Source organism: Pseudomonas sp. NPDC086566 (assembly GCF_050280885.1).
In the GTDB taxonomy this organism is placed as follows: Bacteria; Pseudomonadota; Gammaproteobacteria; order Pseudomonadales; family Pseudomonadaceae; genus Aquipseudomonas; species Aquipseudomonas vlassakiae.
The window spans coordinates 514,846-532,352 of record NZ_JBNNWD010000005.1 but is presented as its reverse complement, the minus strand read 5'-3'; the positions used below and the strand labels follow the sequence as shown (position 1 = coordinate 532,352).

Sequence of the window (17,507 nt, the reverse complement as noted above, 5' to 3'; positions counted from 1 at the left end):
GTCATCTACACAGGCAGGAAGATGCCTTCCAGCACGCAGTAGTAGGCGATCAGGTTGCGCAGCAGCTCTTTGTCGGTCTCGACGGTACCGGTGTTGAATTCCGGGTCGGAGATGGCGCGGGTGTACTTCAGGCCCCAGGCGGCTTTCTTCGCGACCGACGGGATCTCGTGGTACATGTTGAAGATCTCGCCTTCATCCATGCCCAGCGACTCGATGCAGTACTGGTAGGCGTGGGTGTGGATCGCCTCTTCGAAGGCCTGGCGCAGGATGTACTGGCGGCATTCCGGGTTGGTGATCAGTCGGTACACGGCCAGAGCCAGGTTGTTGGCAACCAGGGAGTCGGCGGTGGAGAAGAAGCCGAGGTTGCGCATGACGATGCGGCGCTCGTCTTCGGTCAGGCCGTCCATGCTCTTCCACAGGGCGATGTCGGCGGTCATGTTGACCTCTTGCGGCATCCAGTGGTTGGCGCAGCCGTCGAGGTACTTCTGCCAGGCCCAGTCGTACTTGAACGGCACCAGCTGGTTGAGGTCGGCGCGGCAGTTGATCATGCGCTTTTCGTCAACGGCGACGCGGGCCGAGGAGCCTTCCAGCTCGGCCAGGCCTTCGGCGATGTCGAGGGCGTCGAGGGCGGCCTTGGCACGCTTCACGGCGTCGGAGTCCGAGGCGGTGGCGGCACGGGCTTCCAGGGCGGCGGCACCGCCGGCGCTGTCGAGCTTGTCGAGGGTGGCGGCGGCAGTGGCCTGCGCAGGGGTGTTGCCTTTGGCGGCTACTTCGCCGTCTTCTTTATCGAATTCGTCCCAGCTCAGCATGGTGAGATTCTCCTGCTTGAGGGCCATCTATGTAGTATGGCCGGTGGATCTTGGTTGCGGTGCGGTGCACGCAAATCTGGAATGCCCGGGGAGGGCTGGCCGAGGCTTTGCAGTCACGGCTTATTGTGTCTGGCTGTGGAGAGGCGGCGGGAGTGCCGGCCTCATCGCGGGTAAACCCGCTCCCACAGGGTCCGCAGCGATGCGGATAACGCGTCGAGGCTTCCCGAAGGAAGCCTCGCCTGGCCTTACTGGCAGGCTTCGCAGTCAGGCTCGTCGATCGCGCAGGCCTTCGGCACTGGCGCTGGGCCGGCTGCCTGGACCGGGGCGCTGTCGCCACCGCTGGAAACGGCGTTGAGCTTGCCGGTGTTGATGGTCGACTTCTCGGTGCTGGTCGCGGCCAGGGCACGGAGGTAGTAGGTGGTTTTCAGACCACGGTACCAGGCCATGCGGTAGGTCACGTCCAGCTTCTTGCCCGAGGCGCCGGCGATGTACAGGTTCAGCGACTGGGCCTGGTCGATCCACTTCTGGCGACGCGAGGCGGCGTCGACGATCCACTTGGTCTCGACTTCGAACGCGGTGGCGTACAGGTCTTTCAGCTCTTGCGGGATACGCTCGATCTGCTGCACCGAACCGTCGTAGTACTTCAGGTCGTTGATCATCACCGAGTCCCACAGGCCACGGGCCTTCAGGTCGCGGACCAGGTACGGGTTGATCACGGTGAACTCGCCCGACAGGTTCGATTTCACGTACAGGTTCTGATAGGTCGGCTCGATCGACTGCGACACGCCGGTGATGTTGGCGATGGTCGCGGTTGGCGCGATGGCCATGATGTTCGAGTTACGAATGCCTTTCTGCACGCGGGCACGGACCGGCGCCCAGTCCAGCGACTCTTCCAGGTTGACGTCGATGTACTTCTGGCCACGGGCTTCGATCAGGATCTGTTGCGAATCCAGCGGCAGGATGCCCTTGGACCACAGCGAACCCTGGAACGTCTCGTAGGCGCCACGTTCGTCGGCCAGGTCGCAGGAAGCCTGGATCGCGTAGTAGCTGACCGCTTCCATCGACTTGTCGGCGAACTCGACGGCAGCGTCGGAGCCGTACGGGATGTGCTGCAGGTACAGCGCGTCCTGGAAGCCCATGATGCCGAGGCCGACCGGGCGGTGCTTGAAGTTCGAGTTACGCGCTTGCGGCACCGAGTAGTAGTTGATGTCGATCACGTTGTCGAGCATGCGCACGGCGGTGTTCACGGTGCGTTGCAGCTTGGCGGTGTCCAGCTTGCCGTCGACGATGTGGTTCGGCAGGTTGATCGAGCCCAGGTTGCAGACCGCGATCTCGTCCTTGTTGGTGTTCAGGGTGATCTCGGTGCACAGGTTCGAGCTGTGGACCACGCCCACGTGCTGCTGCGGCGAACGCAGGTTGCACGGGTCCTTGAAGGTCAGCCACGGGTGGCCGGTCTCGAACAGCATCGACAGCATCTTGCGCCACAGGTCTTTGGCCTGGATGGTCTTGAACACCTTGATCTTGTTGTACTCGGTCAGGGCTTCGTAGTACTCGTAGCGCTCTTCGAAGGCCTTGCCGGTCAGGTCGTGCAGATCAGGCACTTCCGATGGCGAGAACAGGGTCCACTTGCCGTCATCGAAGACGCGCTTCATGAACAGGTCAGGGATCCAGTTGGCGGTGTTCATGTCGTGGGTACGACGACGGTCATCACCGGTGTTCTTGCGCAGCTCGATGAATTCTTCGATGTCCAGGTGCCAGGTTTCCAGATAGGCACATACGGCGCCCTTGCGCTTGCCGCCCTGGTTGACGGCAACGGCGGTGTCGTTGACCACTTTCAGGAACGGTACGACGCCCTGGGATTTGCCATTGGTGCCCTTGATGTAGGAGCCCAGTGCACGCACAGGGGTCCAGTCGTTGCCCAGGCCACCGGCGAATTTCGACAGCATGGCGTTGTCGTGGATCGCGTGGTAGATGCCCGACAGGTCGTCCGGCACGGTGGTCAGGTAGCAGCTCGACAGTTGTGGACGCAGGGTACCGGCGTTGAACAGGGTCGGCGTCGAAGCCATGTAGTCGAACGACGAGAGCAGGTTGTAGAACTCGATCGCACGGGCTTCCTTGTCTTTCTCTTCCAGCGCCAGGCCCATGGCTACGCGCATGAAGAATACCTGTGGCAGCTCGAAGCGCACGCCGTCCTTATGGATGAAGTAGCGGTCGTACAGGGTCTGCAGGCCCAGGTAGGTGAACTGCTGGTCGCGCTCGTGGTTGATCGCCTTGCCCAGTTTTTCCAGGTCGAAGTCGGCCAGGGCCGGGTTCAGCAGCTCGAACTCGATACCTTTGGCGACATAGGCCGGCAGGGCCTTGGCGTACAGGTCGGCCATCTCGTGGTGGGTGGCGCTGTCGGCGACATTGAGGAAGCCCAGGCCTTCGGCACGCAGGGTGTCCATCAGCAGGCGGGCGGTGACGAACGAGTAGTTCGGCTCACGCTCGACCAGGGTACGGGCGGTCATCACCAGGGCGGTGTTGACGTCCTTGATGGCGACGCCGTCGTACAGGTTCTTCAGGGTTTCGCGCTGGATCAGGTCGCCATCGACTTCGGCCAGGCCTTCGCAGGCTTCGCTGATGATGGTGTTCAGGCGCGCCATGTCCAGCGGCGCCAGGCTGCCGTCGGCCAGGGTGATGCGGATGCTTGGGTGCGGCTCGACCACGGCCTCGGCGTTGCTGCGGGTCGCGCGCTCCTTGGCCCGCTGGTCGCGGTAGATCACGTAGTCACGGGCGACCTTCTGCTCGCCGGCACGCATCAGGGCCAGTTCGACCTGGTCCTGGATTTCTTCGATGTGGATGGTGCCACCCGATGGCATGCGACGCTTGAACGTGGCAGTGACCTGCTCGGTCAGGCGCGCAACGGTGTCGTGGATGCGCGACGAGGCAGCGGCGGTGCCGCCTTCAACTGCGAGGAACGCCTTGGTGATGGCCACGGTGATCTTGTCGTCGGTGTAGGGGACGACAGTGCCGTTGCGCTTGATCACGCGCAGTTGGCCCGGAGCGGTGGCGGCCAGATCCTGATTGGAATCGGCGGCCTGCGGCGCCAAAGGCTGCGGGTTCTCGCGAGTTGTGTCGGTTTGCATGGGTGGGTGTCTCCACAATTTCTATAGTGTTCAGGCGCTTTTTCGGCGCCCACCGTTCCGTCCACTTGCTCGATGGCCTTGGCGAGGATGCGTCATGCACGCGCATCCACCCGCTCGGGCGTACCGACTTCGGGACAGATCAGGAATAAGGGGCAAAAACCTGCCGCTCCCTGGCCGAAGTCAAATGCTCAACGGGATGACCCGGAAAGCTGTTGCTCTCAATGCTTCCGCTGGAGCGGTTTGGCTGATGAAACCACGTAAAGTTCTGCCAGAAATATCGCTTGAATTTCTGCGCTGACTGGTGTTGGTGACGAAGGGTCAACCCCAACATCTAGTGGTTCGTTGCGATAGGGATACAAGATAATGCGGTCTTGGGGGCTTTGCAAGGCAATCGCCTGTGGATAAGTTGTGCGTACTTTGTGAGTGAATAGTGAGTATTCCCTGTAGGCCTTGTGCCAAGAGGTTTGCACTATTTTTCACAGGGCTGCTGCCCGCTGCCAGAATTTTTCGGGCGCGCACCCTACCACAAAAAACGCTTCAGTCGAGGCTGCCGGCGGGCAGGTTGGCAGCACTGGCGGGCGGCACGTAGTATCCGGGGGTGATGTTGCCTTTTGGTTAAAGGCCGGTACCGACAGAAAAAAACAATAATCCAAAGGCAGGGGCCATGGACCAACCCAGCAATCGCATCCTCATCGTCGAAGACGACCAGCGCCTGGCCGAACTCACCGCCGAATACCTGCAGGCCAACGGCTACGAGGTTGCCGTGGAGGGCGATGGCGCCCGCGCCGCGCGCCGCATCGTCGACAGCCAACCGGACCTGGTGATCCTCGACCTGATGCTGCCCGGCGAAGACGGGCTGAGTATCTGCCGTCGCGTCCGTGGCCAGTACTCCGGCCCGATTCTGATGCTGACGGCCCGCAGCGACGAACTCGATCAGGTCCAGGGGTTGGACCTGGGGGCCGACGACTACGTATGCAAGCCGGTGCGTCCGCGTTTGCTGCTGGCACGGATCCAGGCCCTGCTGCGGCGCAGTGAAAGCCCGGACTCCAAGCGCCATGACCTGGCCTTCGGTGCGCTGCGCATCGACAATCGCCTGCGCGAGGCCTGGCTCGGCGCGCAGCAGATCGACCTCACCGGCGCTGAGTTCGACCTGCTCTGGCTGCTGGCCAGCAACGCCGGGCGGGTACTGTCGCGTGAGCAGATCTTCACCGCCTTGCGCGGGGTCGGCTACGACGGCCAGGACCGTTCCATCGACGTACGCATTTCCAGGATTCGCCCCAAGATCGGCGACGACCCGATCCACCCGCGGCTGATCAAGACGCTGCGCAGCAAGGGCTACCTGTTCGTCGGCGATGCCCCATGAACCGCTCGATTTTCCTGCGCATCTACGGCGGCATGCTCGCGGTGCTGGTGCTGGTGGCGCTGCTCGGCGCGCTGAGCCTGCACTGGGTCAACGAAGTGCGCGCGGCCCAGCACCGCGAACGCCTGGCCCAGGGCACGTTCAGCCTGATGGCCGACAACCTGGCGCAGCAGAACGAAACCGAGCGCAAGCGCTCGCTGTTGATGTGGGAGCGCTTGATGGGCGTGCCGCTGGCGCTGCAGCCGATGTCGGCGCGTACCCTCGATGGCGGCCAGCGCGCTCGCCTTTACCGTGGCCTGGTGGTGGTGGAGAAGACCGGGCCACACGCCGCCCAGGTACTGCGCAAGGTCGGCCAGGAGGACCTGATGCTGGTGGCTCAGGTCAAGCAGGTCAGCGAGCAACTGGCGCGTGCCACGCTTTATCTGCTGGCCGATGAGCTGGTGCGCTACCCGGTGACCGAGCAGCAGCAGCGTCTGGCGGACATCACCCAGAGCAAGGGCTTCGGCTTCGGCGTCGCCCTGCAGCGCATCGAGCGGGTCGGCCTGGACGACGATCAGCGGCGCCGGGTAGAGGAGGGGGATACGGTGATGGCGCTGGGGCGCGATGGTGACTCGATCCGTGTGTTCGCCGGCCTGCCAGGTTCGCCGCTGGTGCTTGAGATTGGTCCGCTCTATCAACTCAACCCATATCCACCGCAGTTGCTGATCCTGATTGCCTTTCTTGGCCTTTGCCTCATCGGCCTTGTGGTGTACCTGCTGGTGCGCCAGCTTGAGAGGCGCGTGTCAGGCATGGAAATCGCCGCCACGCGTATCGCCCAAGGCAGCCTGGACACCCGCGTGCCGGCCGGTGATGCCGATTCGGTGGGGCGCCTGGCCGCGGCATTCAATGGCATGGCCGAGCACCTGCAACGTTCGCTGAACATGCAGCGCGAACTGGTGCGCGCGGTGTCGCATGAACTGCGCACCCCGGTGGCACGCCTGCGCTTTGGCCTGGAGATGATCGAAAGTGCGCCCACCGAGCAGGCCCGCGCCAAGCACCTGGCCGGCATGGATGGTGATATCCAGGACCTGGACCAGCTGGTCGACGAGATGCTCACCTATGCGCGGCTGGAGCAGGGCGCCCCGGCGCTCAAGTTCCAGCGGGTCGAACTGGATGCCTTGCTCGACCGGGTGATCGAAGAACTGGCGCCGCTCAACAGCAAGGTCCGTTTGCTGCGCGGGGCGTGCCAGGCCAGCGACGGCTGCTGGGCCGAGGCCGAACCGCGCTACCTGCATCGTGCGCTGCAGAACCTGGTGAGCAATGCCTTGCGCCACGCCAGCAGTGAAGTGCGCCTGAGCTACCAGTTGGGCCAGCAGCGTTGCCGCATCGATGTCGAAGACGATGGCCCGGGGATCCCCGAGGGTGTGTGGGATCGCATCTTCACTCCCTTCACCCGGCTCGATGACAGCCGCACCCGTGCTTCCGGCGGGCATGGCCTGGGCCTGTCGATCGTGCGGCGGATCATCTACTGGCACGCAGGCCGTGCCACGGTGGGGCGCAGCGAGGCGCTGGGCGGGGCCTGCTTCAGCCTCAGCTGGCCGCGTGAGCAGGCGCAGCAGTAGGGCTCAGACGCTGATCAGGCTGAGCAGGTGGCCGTCCTGCAGGCAGAACTGGCCTTCGACTTCGGCGCCGTGTCGCCACTGCGGCGACAGGTCGGTGAGCAGGCGTAAACGCGCCAGGCCATCGGCGGACCACGCCAGCATTTCGGCATGTTCGAAATAGAAGCGCTGCCGGGTGAGCGGGTAGAGGGCCTTGAACAGGCTTTCCTTGAGCGAGAAGGTCAGGGTGACCGTCAGGCCCAGCTGGCCAGGGTCCAGCCGTTCGCGTTCGGCGGGCGTCAGGATCTCGCCCATGAGCCGCTCGGCGCGCTCGTCATCCAGCAGCGCTTCCTGGTCCAGGCCCAGGCTACGGCAGGCGCCCTCGGCGGCGACCACCGCGGCGGCCCAGCCTTTGCCGTGGGTGATCGAGCCGTGGATACCGGCGGGCCAGATCGGCGAACGGTCCTCATGGGTGCCGGGCACATAGTCGCGGCCATCCAGGCGCTGCAGCGCGGCGCGGGCGCAAACGCGGCCGGCCAGGTACTCGGCCTGGCGCTTGGCCACCGAACGCTGCAGGCTGGCACTGGGCACGATGCCGGCGCGCTGGAAGTCATCGGCGGCCAGGTGGGCGGGGTCGAAGGCACAGCTGACCAACACTGCGCCGGGCAGTGGGCGGGGCAGGGGCCAGTGATGCTGGAGCGGGGCGCAGCAGGCAGGGAGTGTGTTCATGGCGGGTATTGTGCCAGCCATCAGCCCCATGAAGCAGCCCCGGCGATCGTCACTTGAACACTTGCTTGAAGAACGCCTGCATGTCCGCCCAGGAACGCTTGTCTGCCGCCTCGTTGTAGCCAATGTCAGGCCCGCCATGATCGCCATGGCTCAGGCGGTCAGCATCCGGGTTGGTAAACCCATGCTTGGCCCCCGGGATGCTGACGAACTGGTAGTTGACCTTCGCCGCATCCATTTCCTTCTTGAAGGCATCCACCTGCTGCGGGGTGACCATGCTGTCGGCCTCCCCGTGCTCGACCAGCACGTAGGCCCGCACCACACCAGGCTGGGTGACCGGTGTCTGGGTGGCCAGTGCGCCATGGAAGCTCACCACGCCATCGAGCCTCGCGCCCCGGCGCGCGGCATCCAGCACCACCTTGCCGCCGAAGCAGTAACCTACCGCGCCGAGCTTGTGCTTGTCGGTATAGGGTTGTTTCTTCAGCAGGTCCAACCCGGCGTCAAAGCGCTTGGCCGATGCCGACGGGTCCTTCATCGCCTCGGCCATGAACGCCTGGGCGTCCTGCGGGTGCTCGGTGTGCTTGCCTTCGCCATACATGTCGATGGCCAGTGCGCTGTAGCCCAACGCGGCGAGGTCGCGGGCACGGCGTTTGGCGTAGTCGTTCAGCCCCCACCACTCGTGGACCACCAGCACGCCCGGGCGTTTACCCTTCACGGCGTCGTCGTAGGCGTAATAGCCGATCAGCGCGGTGCCGTCTTCATCTTGGTAACGGATCTCGCGGGTCTGCACTGCCGCTTGGGCGAAGACGGCGCTGCACATCAGAATCAGGGCCAGCAGGGCGCGCATGTTGACTACTCCTTGTTTGCACACGAATCGTTCAGCCGCGGTTCAGTCAGGGTTCAGCCGCGGTTCAGGGCACCCTGCTTACTCTAGCTTCCAGACCGCAACAGCGCATTCAACTGGAGTAAGAAGTCATGAAAACCTTCAACACCCTGCTCGCTGCCATGGCCGTGTGCGCCGCTGGCATGACCACTGCCCAGGCCGCCGATGACACCTTCGCCAGCCTCACCTACGGCCAGACCAGCGACAAAGTACGCAAGTCCGGGCTGCTGCAGAGCAACACCGACCACCTGAACGCCGACGGCATCATTGGCAAGGACGATACCTGGGGTGTGCGCCTGGGCAAGATCAATGACCAGGCCCGCTACTACATGACCTATGACAACGTTTCCGGCGACCACAGCGGCTACAAGCTGCGCCAGGAAAACCTGCTCGGCAGCTATGACCTGCTGCTGCCAGTGGGGGACACAACCAAGCTGTTTGGCGGTGGCAGCCTGGGCGTGACCAAGCTGACTCAGGATTCGCCAGGGGCAAGCCGGGATACCGACTACGGCTATGCTGTCGGCTTGCAGGCCGGCGTGATCCAGGAAATCACCGACAAGGCGTCGATGGAGCTGGGGTATCGCTACCTGCGCACCAACGCTGCTACCGAAGTGGGCGCCAGTGGCGGGCCGAAGGACGGCACCTTGCGTCTGACCAGCAGTGCACAGACCTACCTGGCTGCAACCTACAAGTTCTGAGCCACGAGCCGGGTTATCCTGTGCCGGCCTCTTCGCGGGTAAACCCGCTCCCACAGGGATCGCGCAGCTTTCTCTAACTGTGCAGTCCCTGTGGGAGCGGGTTTACCCGCGAAAGGGCCGTTACAGGCAGTACATTAATGAGGAGCGTTGAATGAAACTGCTGGTGGTCGAGGACGAAGCCCTGCTGCGGCACCACCTCCATACACGTCTGGGTGAAAGCGGCCATGTGGTCGAAGCCGTGGCCAATGCCGAAGAGGCGCTGTACCAGGCCGAACAGTTTCACTTCGACCTGGCCATCGTCGACCTTGGCCTGCCGGGCATCAGCGGGCTCGAACTGATCGGCCGCCTGCGCAACCAGGGCAAGGCTTTCCCCATTCTCATCCTTACCGCCCGTGGCAACTGGCAGGACAAGGTCGAAGGCCTGGCTGCCGGTGCCGATGACTATCTGGTCAAGCCGTTCCAGTTCGAGGAGCTCGAAGCACGCCTGAACGCGTTGCTGCGCCGTTCCAGCGGGTTCACCCAAGCGACCATCGCCGCCGGCCCCCTGGTGCTTGACCTCAACCGCAAGCAGGCGACCCTGGATGAACAGCCGCTGGCACTGACGGCGTATGAATACCGCATCCTCGAGTACCTCATGCGTCATCACCAGCAGGTGGTGGCCAAGGACCGCCTGATGGAGCAGCTGTATCCCGGCGACGAGGAGCGCGACCCGAACGTCATCGAGGTGCTGGTCGGCCGCCTGCGCCGCAAACTCGAGGGCGAGAAAGGTTTCAAGCCGATCGACACGGTGCGCGGCCTGGGCTACCTGTTCACCGAGCGCTGCCGATGATCCGCTCGCTGCGGGTACGCTTGATGCTGGCGGCCGCGGTGCTGGCGCTGCTGTTCATGCTGGCCTTGTTGCCAGCCTTGCAGAAGGCTTTCAGCCTGGCCCTGCAGGAGTCGATCGAGCAGCGCCTGGCTTCGGACGTGACCACGCTGATTTCCGCAGCGCGCATCGAGCATGGCCAGTTGCAGATGCCCGACTTGCTCCCGGATGAGCGCTACAACCTGCCCTATACCGGCCTGCTCGGCTACATCTTCGACCGTGACGGCAACCTGGTCTGGCGCTCGCGTGGCACCAGCGACCGCCATATCAACTACCGCCCGCGCTACGACGGGCGCGGCAACGAGTTCGCCCGCATCCGCCAGGACGATGGTGAAGAGTTCTTCGTCTATGACGTCGAGATCAAGCTGCTCGGTGGCCAGAGCGCGGCCTACAGCATCGTGGCGCTGCAACCGGTGAGTGAATACAGGGCCACGCTCGATGGCTTGCGGGAAAGACTCTATCTGGGCTTTGGTGCGGCCTTGCTGGCCTTGCTGGCGCTGCTCTGGGCGGGCCTGACCTGGGGCCTGCGCTCGTTGCGCCGGTTGAGTATCGAGCTGGACGAGGTGGAGGCTGGCGCACGTGATGGCCTCAGTGGTGAGCACCCACGTGAACTGCTGCGCCTGACCCGCTCGCTGAACCGCTTGCTGAGCAGCGAACGCGAACAGCGCGCCCGTTACCGCGATTCATTGGGCGATCTGGCCCACAGCCTGAAGACCCCGCTGGCGGTGTTGCAGGGGGTGGGCGAGAGCATGCAGCAGCGTGCCGGTGAGCGCGAACAGGCGCGGGTGCTGCAGAGCCAGATCGAGCGCATGAGCCAGCAGATCGATTACCAGCTGCAGCGCGCCAGCCTGCGCAAGAGCGGCCTGGTGCGCCACAATGTGCTATTGCTGCCGGTGCTGGAAAGCTTGTGTAGCACCTTGGACAAGGTCTATCGCGACAAGCGCGTCGAGGTCGAGCTGGATGTACCGGCACAGTCGCACGTGCCGATAGAGCAGGGGGCGCTGCTGGAACTGCTGGGCAATCTGCTGGAGAACGCCTACCGGCTCAGTCTGGGGCGCGTGCGGGTGAGCCTGCAGGAGTCGCCCGGCACGCTGACGCTGTGCATTGAGGACGACGGCCCCGGCGTTCCGCTCGACCAACGGCAGCGGATACTTGAACGTGGTGAACGGCTGGACCGCCAGCACCCGGGGCAGGGCATTGGCCTGGCAGTGGTCAAGGACATCGTCGACAGCTATGGCGCCGAACTCACCCTCGATGAATCCACGTTGGGTGGTGCCGCCTTCTGTATCGCCTTTCAGCTTGATTGATGGCTAGCCGCGAAGGGGCCGGCGCAGGCACCCGTTCGGGCGGATTCCCGCCATATGCCTTGTACATTTCCCGCCACCGGGCGGAAATCCGCCACCTTTCCTCAGAAAAATCGCCCCGTCGTTGGGCATTTACGCCCCGTAAACATGGGGGCTGCACCCAAGATGGGCATTTTGGCATCGCCCTTGCTATCTCTCTTGGCAGAGGCCTGCCCAGGCAGCTCGAACACAACGACAAATCCCTCCAGGTGCAGGAGGGTTAGCGATTCAGGTGCCCGAACACCCTGGGAAGGGTGACGCCGGCACACTTGAGGAAAATGAGCCATGACGACACGTCAGCCGCTGTACAAATCCCTGTATGTCCAGGTGTTGGTCGCCATCACCATCGGCATCCTGCTCGGCCACTTCTACCCCGAAACCGGCGTCGCCCTCAAGCCGTTGGGCGATGGTTTCGTCAAACTGATCAAGATGGTCATCGCGCCCATCATCTTCTGTACCGTGGTCAGCGGCATCGCCGGCATGCAGAGCATGAAGTCGGTCGGCAAGACCGGCGGCTACGCGCTGCTGTACTTTGAGATCGTCTCCACCATCGCCCTGATCATCGGCCTCGTGGTCGTCAACGTGGTCCAGCCAGGCGCTGGCATGCACATCGACGTCAGCACCCTGAACGCCAGCAGCGTGGCCGCCTACGCCGCCGCCGGCGCGCAGCAGACCACCGTCGGCTTCCTGCTCAACATCATCCCCAGCACCGTGGTGGGCGCCTTCGCCAACGGCGACATCCTGCAGGTGCTGATGTTCTCGGTGATCTTCGGCTTCGCCCTGCACCGCCTGGGCAGCTACGGCAAGCCAGTGCTGGACCTGATCGATCGCTTCGCCCATGTGATGTTCAACATCATCAACATGATCATGAAGCTGGCCCCGGTCGGTGCCTTCGGCGCCATGGCCTTTACCATCGGCCAGTACGGCGTGGGCTCGCTGGTGCAGCTGGGCTACCTGATGGCGTGCTTCTACATCACCTGCCTGCTGTTCGTGCTGCTGGTGCTGGGCGCTATCTGCCGCGCCCACGGCTTCAGCGTCCTCAAGCTGATCCGCTACATCCGTGAAGAGCTGATGATCGTGCTGGGTACCTCCTCCTCGGAGTCGGCCCTGCCACGCATGCTGGCCAAGATGGAACGCCTGGGTGCCAAGAAATCGGTTGTCGGCCTGGTGATCCCGACCGGCTACTCGTTCAACCTCGACGGCACTTCGATCTACCTGACCATGGCTGCAGTGTTCATCGCCCAGGCCACCGACACCCACATGGACATCACCCATCAGATCACCCTGCTGCTGGTGCTGCTGGTGGCTTCCAAGGGTGCTGCCGGCGTGACCGGTTCGGGCTTCATCGTGCTGGCTGCCACCCTGTCGGCCGTTGGCCACTTGCCGGTTGCCGGCCTGGCGCTGATCCTCGGCATCGACCGCTTCATGTCCGAAGCCCGTGCGCTGACCAACCTGATCGGCAACGCCGTGGCCACCGTGGTCGTGGCCAAGTGGGTGAAGGAGATGGACGACGACAAGCTGGCCTCCGAGCTGGCTTCCGGTGGCGCACCGCTGGAGTTGTCGGTACCTACCGATGACCTGGGCGTGGCAGAAACCCCGGTACGCTGATCCTCAAGCGGTAAAAAAGAAGGCGACCCTCGGGTCGCCTTTCTTGTGTCTGGCTATTCGAGGCGGGTTTCTCCGCTGTACACCAGAATCGCGCGGCAGCGCCGGCAAAGGTAGCGGCGCCCCTGGCGCACCAGCTTGTGACGTTGCGCGGTAAACGGGAAATCACTTTCCGGGCACGGGCAGCGGTAGATGTAGCGGGTCACCACGCGCCGCTGCACTGCATAATTGTGGCAACGGTTCGGCGGCAGTTCATACACCCCACGCATGATCAGCTGCCACTCCTCACCGTGGGCCTGGATGCGGTCGCCGAACAGCTGATGGGCCACCAGGTGCGCCACTTCATGGGCAACGGTCTGGCGCAGGAAGTCGTCCTGGTTCTCGCGATACAGTTGCAGGTTGAAGCGCAGCAGGTTCTCGTGCAGGTGGGCGACGCCGGCTTTCTGGCCGCGCAGCTTGAAGCTGACTTCCGGGCGCGGGAAGGGGCGTTTGAAGAAGGCTTCGGCTTGCTGGTAACAGGTTTCGACGCGTTGTTTGAGCAGCTCGGGCATGGCGGGGTGGTTCTCCTGACCAGGCATTATGCCGCATGCCCGTCGCGGTTGCCGAGCCACCGGTCAGCAAGCAGCCATCGGTACAAAGACAAAGGCCGCCTTTACGGCGGCCCCTGCTTGATGCCCCATGTTGGCTGGATCTGATCTAGTTGGTATACACCGGCCCCACGCCCAAGCCCCAGATGATCACGGTTGCGGCCATGATCGCCACCAGCACTACAAGGCCCACGGCCAGTACCGAGCTTGAGAACAGGAAGCCTTCATCCGACGGTATGTTCATGAAAGTCGGCAAGCCGACATACAGCAGGTACACGGTGTAGCAAATGGCAGCGGTGCCCACCAGCATGCCCAGCCACAGGTGCGGATAGAGCGCCGCCAGGCCGCCGAGGAACAGCGGAGTGGCGGTGTAGGTGGCAAAGGCGATGCATTGCGCCATGGACGGGTTGGCGTCGTAGGTGCGGGCCATCCAGTGAATGAAAGCACCCATCACCGCAACCCCGGCGAGCATCGCCACGTAGGACATGATACTCATCCAGATCGCGCTATCCATGGTTAGCATCACCGCCGGCCGGCCACCGATCACCCAGCCCACCTGGGTTGTGCCGATAAACGCCGAAATGGCGGGAATCGCCGCCAGGATGAGGGTATGGGTCAGGTACATGTGGCTGATGCTTTCTTCTTCGCCACGAATCTCCCGCCATTCCTGGTCGGGATGGGTAAACAGCCCCACAACGTGATGAATCATGCCGGTCACTCCTCTCAATGTTGCCAATCGCCCCCCACATGGAGCGCAAGCGGCCCGAGGCCAAGGCACCGAAGCAGAACGGTAATGTGGCCTTATGTCGCAGTATAGGAAGTCAATCCCTGCACAAACTCTGCTTTTTAGAGCAAATTGCGCTGTCGGAGCTGCTGTTGATTACCTTGAAGTCTTTATCGGAATCCCTACAGATGCGCGTGGTTTGTGCGTAAAATAGCCGGCTTTTGTCACACCTCGCGGATCCAAGCGCTATGGGCACCCTCTCGGTCAACCAGAACAAACTGCAAAAACGCCTGCGTCGCCTCGCCGGCGAAGCCATCACCGACTACAACATGATCGAAGATGGCGACAAGGTCATGGTCTGCCTGTCTGGCGGCAAGGACAGCTACACCATGCTCGACGTTCTGTTGCACCTGCAGAAGGTGGCACCGATCAAGTTCGAGATCGTCGCGGTGAACATGGACCAGAAGCAGCCGGGCTTCCCCGAGCATGTGCTGCCGGCCTACCTCAAGGAGTTGGGCGTCGAGTACCACATCGTCGAGAAGGACACCTACTCGGTAGTCAAGGAACTGGTCCCCGAGGGCAAGACCACCTGCTCGCTGTGCTCGCGCCTGCGTCGTGGCACGCTGTATACCTTCGCCGATGAGATCGGGGCGACCAAGATGGCCTTGGGGCACCACCGCGACGACATCGTCGAAACCTTCTTCCTCAATATGTTCTTCAACGGCGCGCTCAAGGGCATGCCGCCGAAGCTGCGTGCCGACGACGGCCGCAACGTGGTGATCCGCCCGCTGGCCTACTGCAGCGAGAAGGACATCCAGGCCTACTCGGACATGAAGCAGTTCCCGATCATCCCGTGCAACCTCTGCGGCTCGCAAGAGAACCTGCAGCGCCAGGTGGTCAAGGACATGCTGGTGGAGTGGGAGCGCAAGCACCCGGGCCGGACCGAGAGCATCTTCCGCGCCCTGCAGAACGTGGCACCGTCGCAGCTGGCCGACCGCAACCTGTTCGACTTCACCAGCCTGAAGATCGACGAGAACGCCACCCCGCGTTTCCTTGACGTGGTGAACATCTGAAGCCATGCGTGATTACCAGTGGCTGCATGAATACTGCCTGAACCGCTTCGGCTCGGCCCAGGCGCTGGAGGCCTTTCTGCCGCAGCCGCGCACGCCCGCGCAGTTGCGCGACATCGCTGACGACCGCTACCTGTCGACCCTGGCCCTGCGCGTGTTTCGCGCCGGGCTCAAGCACAGCCTGGTGGATGCCAAATGGCCAGCGTTCGAACAGGTGTTCTTCGGCTTCGACCCGGAGAAGGTGGTGCTCATGGGGGCCGAGCACCTTGAGCGCTTGATGCACGACGAACGCATCATCCGCCATCTGGGCAAGCTCAAGAGCGTGCCACGCAACGCGCAGATGATCCTCGATGTGGCGAAGGAGAAGGGCAGCTTTGGTGCGTTCATCGCCGATTGGCCAGAGACCGACATCGTCGGGCTGTGGAAGTACCTGGCCAAGCACGGCAACCAGTTAGGCGGGTTGTCGGCGCCGCGCTTCCTGCGCATGGTCGGCAAGGACACCTTCATCCCCACCGAAGACATGGCGGCAGCGTTGATTGCACAGAAGGTGATCGACAAGCAGCCGACCAGTCAGCGCGACCTGGCCCTGGTGCAGCAAGCGTTCAATCAGTGGCACGCAGAGAGCGGGCGACCGCTGTGCCAGTTGTCGGTGATGCTGGCGCATACCGTCAACCATTGAGATTTTTGGGGCTGCAAAGCAGCCCCAGATATCAACTGCCTTCGCCCGCCAGGCGCCGTTCGAACTGAAACTTCCAGCGCACATACAAAAGCCCGGCCACGAACAGGCCCAGACTTACCAGTACCTCGACCCAGCCAAACACCGCCCGCGCCGGGTCGAACGCTGCCAGCACGCCCTTGATGAAGTAGATATTCACCACGAAGCAGGTCCAGGCATGGGCCCGGGCACTGCCCATCAGCATGCCCGGCAGCAGCAACAGCAGCGGCACCAGTTCGATCGCCAGGACCACTTCGACCCGCGCCCCATGCAGGTTGGCGAACCACAGGTTGTCCACCACCAGCAGCGTCATCAGGCCGAAGAACAACGCGAGGCTCAACGCCCGTGTCAGGCGCAGGCGCGGCGCCAGCCACTCGAGCGGCGGCAACACCTTGGGCTTTCTAGCCACGCGCGGCCTCCAGGGCCTTGGCCGTGCTCGCCAGGCGTTGGCCAAGGGCACGGCACAAGGCGATCTCGTGTGGGTCCAGTTCTCGCTTGCCATCGGCGCCGGCGTGGTGGCTGGCGCCATAAGGCGTGCCGCCACCACGGGTCTCCAGCAGCGCCGACTCGCTGTACGGCAGGCCCATCACCAGCATGCCGTGGTGCATCAGTGGCAGCATCATCGACAGCAGGGTGGTTTCCTGGCCGCCATGCAGGCTGGCGGTGGAAGTGAACACGCCGGCCGGCTTGCCGACCAGTTCGCCACCCAGCCACAGGCTGCTGGTGCCGTCGAGGAAGTACTTCAGCGGTGCGGCCATGTTGCCGAAGCGGGTCGGGCTGCCCAGCACCAGGCCAGCGCAGTGGCGCAGGTCGTCGAGGGTGGCGTACAGCGCGCCGCTGGCCGGGATGTCCGGGGCTACCGCTTCGCACTCGGTGGAAATTGCCGGCACCGTGCGCAGGCGTGCTTCCATGCCGGCCAGCTCGATACCGCGGGCGATGTGCCGGGCCATCTCACTGGTCGAGCCGTGGCGGCTGTAATACAGCACCAGAACGTACGGCGCACTCACGGCAGGATCTCCAGCACCTTCTCCGGCGGGCGGCCGATCACGGCCTTGTCACCGGCGACCAGGATCGGGCGTTCGATCAGCTTGGGGTGGTTCACCATGGCGTCGATCAGCTGCGCGTCGCTCAGCGTCGGGTTTGCCAGATCAAGGGATGTGTATTCGTCTTCACCGCTGCGCAGCAGCTGGCGGGGGGCGATGCCCAGTTTGCCGAGCAGGGCCTTGAGGGTGGCGGCATCGGGCGGGGTTTCCAGGTAGCGCACGATGGTCGGTGCCAGGCCGCGTTGTTCAAGCAGTTCCAGCGCGCCGCGGGATTTCGAGCAGCGCGGGTTATGATAGAGCGTCAAGTCAGTCATGTCGGGTCGCATCCAGCTGGGTGTGGCAGCTATTCTAACCGCAGCGACTGTCCTATTTGCTTG

Annotated in this window: 16 protein-coding genes and 1 pseudogene; 8 read left to right on the top strand and 9 right to left on the bottom strand. The window is 63.4% G+C overall.

Features of this window, described 5'->3' with window-relative positions; all coding sequences use genetic code 11:
- Positions 1-17 precede the first annotated feature (17 nt).
- Together ACQKPS_RS14850 and ACQKPS_RS14845 are read right to left on the bottom strand one after the other, a co-directional pair.
- Positions 18-809, bottom strand: a pseudogene (locus ACQKPS_RS14850) (ribonucleotide-diphosphate reductase subunit beta); the annotation flags it as partial.
- Between the two features lie 245 nt (positions 810-1,054).
- Positions 1,055-3,934, bottom strand: coding sequence for a ribonucleoside-diphosphate reductase subunit alpha (locus tag ACQKPS_RS14845; protein ID WP_254481115.1), 2,880 nt, complete (start codon positions 3,932-3,934; stop codon positions 1,055-1,057).
- Positions 3,935-4,598: 664 nt separating this feature from the next.
- Here ACQKPS_RS14845 and ACQKPS_RS14840 point away from each other — a divergent pair.
- Positions 4,599-5,297: a response regulator gene (locus ACQKPS_RS14840; protein WP_427604622.1), complete on the top strand. Its 699-nt coding sequence runs from the start codon at positions 4,599-4,601 to the stop codon at positions 5,295-5,297.
- Positions 5,294-6,895, top strand: coding sequence for an ATP-binding protein (locus ACQKPS_RS14835; protein WP_427604620.1), 1,602 nt, complete (start codon positions 5,294-5,296; stop codon positions 6,893-6,895). Before ACQKPS_RS14840 ends, ACQKPS_RS14835 begins: the two co-directional genes overlap by 4 nt.
- A 3-nt stretch (positions 6,896-6,898) precedes the next feature.
- On the opposite strand, the gene ACQKPS_RS14830 is transcribed toward ACQKPS_RS14835, so the two are convergent.
- Both ACQKPS_RS14830 and ACQKPS_RS14825 read right to left on the bottom strand, forming a co-directional pair.
- Complete coding sequence (locus ACQKPS_RS14830) at positions 6,899-7,600, bottom strand: 4'-phosphopantetheinyl transferase family protein (RefSeq protein ID WP_313202710.1); 702 nt, start codon at positions 7,598-7,600, stop codon at positions 6,899-6,901.
- A gap of 49 nt (positions 7,601-7,649) precedes the next feature.
- Positions 7,650-8,444, bottom strand: coding sequence for a dienelactone hydrolase family protein (locus tag ACQKPS_RS14825; protein WP_254481111.1), 795 nt, complete (start codon positions 8,442-8,444; stop codon positions 7,650-7,652).
- Between the two features lie 128 nt (positions 8,445-8,572).
- Between ACQKPS_RS14825 and ACQKPS_RS14820 the strand changes: the two genes are divergently transcribed.
- The 4 genes from ACQKPS_RS14820 to ACQKPS_RS14805 all read left to right on the top strand — a co-directional run bounded on the left by ACQKPS_RS14820 (position 8,573) and on the right by ACQKPS_RS14805 (position 12,994).
- A complete protein-coding gene (locus ACQKPS_RS14820; RefSeq protein ID WP_176509482.1) occupies positions 8,573-9,178 on the top strand; it encodes an outer membrane beta-barrel protein in 606 nt (201 codons plus the stop codon).
- Between the two features lie 151 nt (positions 9,179-9,329).
- Positions 9,330-10,007, top strand: a complete 678-nt coding sequence (locus ACQKPS_RS14815; RefSeq protein ID WP_427604617.1) for a response regulator — start codon at positions 9,330-9,332, stop codon at positions 10,005-10,007.
- Positions 10,004-11,350 (top strand): ATP-binding protein, encoded by a 1,347-nt coding sequence (locus tag ACQKPS_RS14810; RefSeq protein WP_427604615.1) that lies wholly within the window; start codon positions 10,004-10,006, stop codon positions 11,348-11,350. Before ACQKPS_RS14815 ends, ACQKPS_RS14810 begins: the two co-directional genes overlap by 4 nt.
- A 321-nt stretch (positions 11,351-11,671) precedes the next feature.
- Positions 11,672-12,994, top strand: coding sequence for a dicarboxylate/amino acid:cation symporter (locus tag ACQKPS_RS14805; protein ID WP_176509479.1), 1,323 nt, complete (start codon positions 11,672-11,674; stop codon positions 12,992-12,994).
- Between the two features lie 53 nt (positions 12,995-13,047).
- Here ACQKPS_RS14805 and ACQKPS_RS14800 read toward each other — a convergent pair whose 3' ends face one another.
- Together ACQKPS_RS14800 and ACQKPS_RS14795 are read right to left on the bottom strand one after the other, a co-directional pair.
- A complete protein-coding gene (locus ACQKPS_RS14800; RefSeq protein ID WP_176509478.1) occupies positions 13,048-13,542 on the bottom strand; it encodes a SprT family zinc-dependent metalloprotease in 495 nt (164 codons plus the stop codon).
- Between the two features lie 145 nt (positions 13,543-13,687).
- Entirely contained in the window at positions 13,688-14,287 is a 600-nt protein-coding gene (locus ACQKPS_RS14795) for a Yip1 family protein (protein ID WP_054885573.1), read from the bottom strand.
- A 263-nt stretch (positions 14,288-14,550) separates the two neighbouring features.
- On the opposite strand from ACQKPS_RS14795, the gene ttcA reads away from it, so the two are divergent.
- Complete coding sequence (gene ttcA / locus ACQKPS_RS14790; protein WP_054885572.1) at positions 14,551-15,375, top strand: tRNA 2-thiocytidine(32) synthetase TtcA; 825 nt, start codon at positions 14,551-14,553, stop codon at positions 15,373-15,375.
- A gap of 4 nt (positions 15,376-15,379) precedes the next feature.
- Positions 15,380-16,051 carry a DNA-3-methyladenine glycosylase I gene (locus ACQKPS_RS14785; RefSeq protein ID WP_254481108.1) on the top strand — a complete coding sequence of 224 codons (672 nt, stop codon included), beginning with the start codon at positions 15,380-15,382 and terminating at the stop codon, positions 16,049-16,051.
- A 31-nt stretch (positions 16,052-16,082) separates the two neighbouring features.
- Here ACQKPS_RS14785 and ACQKPS_RS14780 read toward each other — a convergent pair whose 3' ends face one another.
- From ACQKPS_RS14780 to arsC, 3 genes are read right to left on the bottom strand one after another with little or no spacing between them, the layout of a single operon-like run.
- Positions 16,083-16,496: a DUF2069 domain-containing protein gene (locus ACQKPS_RS14780; RefSeq protein WP_427604611.1), complete on the bottom strand. Its 414-nt coding sequence runs from the start codon at positions 16,494-16,496 to the stop codon at positions 16,083-16,085.
- Entirely contained in the window at positions 16,489-17,094 is a 606-nt protein-coding gene (wrbA, locus tag ACQKPS_RS14775; RefSeq protein WP_283723626.1) for an NAD(P)H:quinone oxidoreductase, read from the bottom strand. The genes ACQKPS_RS14780 and wrbA overlap by 8 nt, the downstream gene beginning before the upstream one ends.
- Entirely contained in the window at positions 17,091-17,444 is a 354-nt protein-coding gene (gene arsC / locus ACQKPS_RS14770) for an arsenate reductase (glutaredoxin) (protein WP_283723627.1), read from the bottom strand. Before arsC ends, wrbA begins: the two co-directional genes overlap by 4 nt.
- Positions 17,445-17,507 lie beyond the last annotated feature (63 nt).

Coding starts and splice junctions, on each gene's coding strand:
- ACQKPS_RS14840 (WP_427604622.1), top strand. CDS start 4,599: ATGGACCAACCCAGCAATCGCATCCTCATCGTCGAAGACGACCAGCGC.
- ACQKPS_RS14795 (WP_054885573.1), bottom strand. CDS start 14,287: ATGATTCATCACGTTGTGGGGCTGTTTACCCATCCCGACCAGGAATGG.
- ACQKPS_RS14810 (WP_427604615.1), top strand. CDS start 10,004: ATGATCCGCTCGCTGCGGGTACGCTTGATGCTGGCGGCCGCGGTGCTG.
- ACQKPS_RS14830 (WP_313202710.1), bottom strand. CDS start 7,600: ATGAACACACTCCCTGCCTGCTGCGCCCCGCTCCAGCATCACTGGCCC.
- ACQKPS_RS14815 (WP_427604617.1), top strand. CDS start 9,330: ATGAAACTGCTGGTGGTCGAGGACGAAGCCCTGCTGCGGCACCACCTC.
- ACQKPS_RS14820 (WP_176509482.1), top strand. CDS start 8,573: ATGAAAACCTTCAACACCCTGCTCGCTGCCATGGCCGTGTGCGCCGCT.
- arsC (WP_283723627.1), bottom strand. CDS start 17,444: ATGACTGACTTGACGCTCTATCATAACCCGCGCTGCTCGAAATCCCGC.
- ACQKPS_RS14825 (WP_254481111.1), bottom strand. CDS start 8,444: ATGCGCGCCCTGCTGGCCCTGATTCTGATGTGCAGCGCCGTCTTCGCC.
- ACQKPS_RS14785 (WP_254481108.1), top strand. CDS start 15,380: ATGCGTGATTACCAGTGGCTGCATGAATACTGCCTGAACCGCTTCGGC.
- ACQKPS_RS14800 (WP_176509478.1), bottom strand. CDS start 13,542: ATGCCCGAGCTGCTCAAACAACGCGTCGAAACCTGTTACCAGCAAGCC.
- ACQKPS_RS14835 (WP_427604620.1), top strand. CDS start 5,294: ATGAACCGCTCGATTTTCCTGCGCATCTACGGCGGCATGCTCGCGGTG.
- ACQKPS_RS14845 (WP_254481115.1), bottom strand. CDS start 3,934: ATGCAAACCGACACAACTCGCGAGAACCCGCAGCCTTTGGCGCCGCAG.
- ttcA (WP_054885572.1), top strand. CDS start 14,551: ATGGGCACCCTCTCGGTCAACCAGAACAAACTGCAAAAACGCCTGCGT.
- ACQKPS_RS14805 (WP_176509479.1), top strand. CDS start 11,672: ATGACGACACGTCAGCCGCTGTACAAATCCCTGTATGTCCAGGTGTTG.